Origin of the sequence: Symbiobacterium sp. (assembly GCF_040797425.1) — a bacterium.
Classification (GTDB): domain Bacteria; phylum Bacillota; class Sulfobacillia; order Symbiobacteriales; family Symbiobacteriaceae; genus Symbiobacterium.
This window is the reverse complement of sequence record NZ_JBFNEH010000117.1, coordinates 1-2,603: the sequence shown is the minus strand read 5'-3', so window position 1 is coordinate 2,603 and position 2,603 is coordinate 1. Positions and strand designations below refer to the sequence as shown.

The following is a 2,603-nucleotide window of genomic DNA, read 5'->3' as shown; positions in this document are numbered from 1 at the left end:
TGCCTCCTTATTTCCAGCGCTGGCGGTAGTGCTCCACCACAATTACGGTAGCATCTTTTTTTGTAGCCGTCTTCAGGAGGTCATCGACCACCTGGGCGGCTTCTTTCTTTTCCTCCTCGAACACGTGTCGACCCATGCGCGGCCAGAACCGGACCCCGCGAGCCCCCACGGCCATGAGGGCGCGGGCGGATGCTCTCTGTTTTACCCAGTCGTCTAGTGCGGAACGCAGGGGTCGAAACGAATTCTTCCATGAACCGTCCAAGACGTGGAAGGGGGGATCGTCATGATGCAGAAACGGATCCGTCTCCTGGCATCCGTTGTCGCCGCGGCACTGCTCGCCTTCCCTGCCGGAGCGTGGGCGGCAGACGGGGTCGTCCCGGCCCCCGCGGCGTCGGACGACGAACGCCCGGACGGGCAATCCACCGAAGTCAAAATCTCACGGGAACAGGCCATCGCGATCGCCAAGCAGTTCTTCCCCATCCCGTCGGAGTTTGAGGGGCCCAACGTCGCCATCCGGCAGTCGGGTGACACCGCCGTCTGGTCGCTGACCTGGATGAGCCGCGAAAAGGACATCGACGTCTCGGTTGATGCCGTCACCGGCTGGGTCACCGGGTATAACCAGTGGCCGCCCGAGCGGGAGGCCCCGGCCCTGACGTACACCATGGGCGAGGCGCGCAAGGTGGCCGAAGCTTGGTTTGCGAAGCTGGTGCCGGCGGACCTGCAGCCTGCCCTCCGCTTTGTGGAGAACCCGCTGAACGCCGCCTACTGGGGCGGCACGTCCTACCAGTTCTCCTGGGAACGGGTGGAGCAGGGCTACCCGGTGGACGGGGATGGCGTGAGCATCGCCATCGACGCCCGGACCGGCGACCTGACCAACTACAGCCTGACCTGGCGGGAGGGCGTGCCGTTCGTCCTGCCGGAGAGCCTCCTCTCCCGGGAGGCGGCCGAGGCGTCCATCCGCCCGTTCCTGCGCATGACTCTCCAGTACCAGTACTTCACCAGACCGGGCACGGACGAGGGCGAGTGGCGACTCGTCTACAAGCCGCGCAACAGCTTTCCGTACATCGACCAGGAGGGCAGGGCGCTCGGCTATGACGGCGATCCCGTGAAGCCCGCTCCCGATCCCGTGCTTGTGGACTTCGGGCAGACGCCGTATGAGCAGCCGGTGGTGCCGCTGAACCGGGAGGCGGCGCTTCGGATCGCCCAGGCGGCCGCCGGCCGGACCGACCCGCCGGCCACCAGCTCTTATGCGGAGCAGGGAACAGACGTCAAGACCGCGGAGTGGTCCTTCTCCTGGAACCGGAACCCCGATTCCGAAAGCCAGATCGACGTGGGCGTGGACGCCCTGACCGGCGCCCTCACCTACCTCTACTCGTGGGGGCCCGATGATGTGCCGCTGAAGGAGGGGGAGGAGCCGCCCGTGAGCCGGGAGAAGGCCGAGGCGACGGCCCTGGCGTTTATCCGGACCTACCGGCCCGACCTCGCCGGTCGCGTGCAGTACCTGCCCGCCGCGGAGGATCCCCTGGCCCGGACGGACTACCGTCCGGCGACCCACTCCTTCGACTTCCAGCAGTTGGAGAACGGCGTGCCGGTGACAGGGTGGGAACTCTTCGTGGAGGTTGATGAGCGCACCGGAGACGTCCGCTCTTTCTGGAGCAGTACGGCGCGGCAGGGGGAGGAGTTCCCTGCGGTCGAAGGAGTGGTCGGCGCGGAGGCGGCGACGGATGCTTATCTGGCCGCCGAGGGGTTTGGGCTCCGCTGGGTCAGCCTCTGGTCGCAAGAGGAGAACAGACAGCTTCCGCCCCGCCTTCTCTGGGCACCTGAGAACCGGCTGCCGGTGAGCAGCATTGATGCCCTGACCGGGGTGCCCCTCGATTACGACGGGCGCGACCTGATCCAGGCCTCCCGCCGGCCGACCGACATCGCCGGCCATCCCGCCGAGCGGGAAATCGAACTGCTCTGGAGCCGCGGTGTCCTGGACCTGGTGGACGGCAAGTTCAACCCCGACGGCCTCGCCACCGCCGGCGAACTGGCCCGCTGGATCGTCCTGGCCGAGGGGCTGCGCCCGGATGTGGCGGCCGATTTCGGCGGCATGGGTGCCGGGGAGGCCCTGGCCCGGAAACTCGCCCAGTCCGAGGAGTCGCCCTACTTCGGAGCCGCCATGCGAGCGGGGATCATCCTGCCGGAGGACTTCCCGGAGGATGCCAACCTGAGCGGCCCGGTCTCCCGAGAGCTCTTCGCCCTCTGGGCCATCCGGGCGATGGGCTATGCACGGGTCGCTGCGATGGACCGGGCCATTGCGATGCCCTTCGCCGACGCTGATCAGGTCGGGGCCAAGTATGCCAACGCGGTGGCGCTGCTCTCCGGCTTCGGCATCGTGCAGGGCGACAGCGACGGCCGGTTCAACCCGCAGGCCCCGATCACCCGGGGGGACGCGGCCAAGATCCTCTACGCCGTGAGCGCAGAGCCCCGGAAATAGGCCGACCGCAGCGGCTCAGCCGGGGAGAGGGTCGCTGTGGCGCAGGTACCAGGGCTCCGGGGTTGGAAGAGCCGTTGTGGGAACGTTAACCAGGGCAATTCTGCATGAGGGAGTACTCCCGTAC

Annotated in this window: 1 protein-coding gene; it reads left to right on the top strand. The window is 67.6% G+C overall.

Annotation, left to right across the window (positions count from 1 at the left end):
• Positions 1–283: 283 nt before the first annotated feature.
• Positions 284–2,479 carry a YcdB/YcdC domain-containing protein gene (locus AB2385_RS16880; RefSeq protein WP_367656176.1) on the top strand — a complete coding sequence of 732 codons (2,196 nt, stop codon included), beginning with the start codon at positions 284–286 and terminating at the stop codon, positions 2,477–2,479.
• The last annotated feature ends 124 nt before the right edge of the window (positions 2,480–2,603 follow it).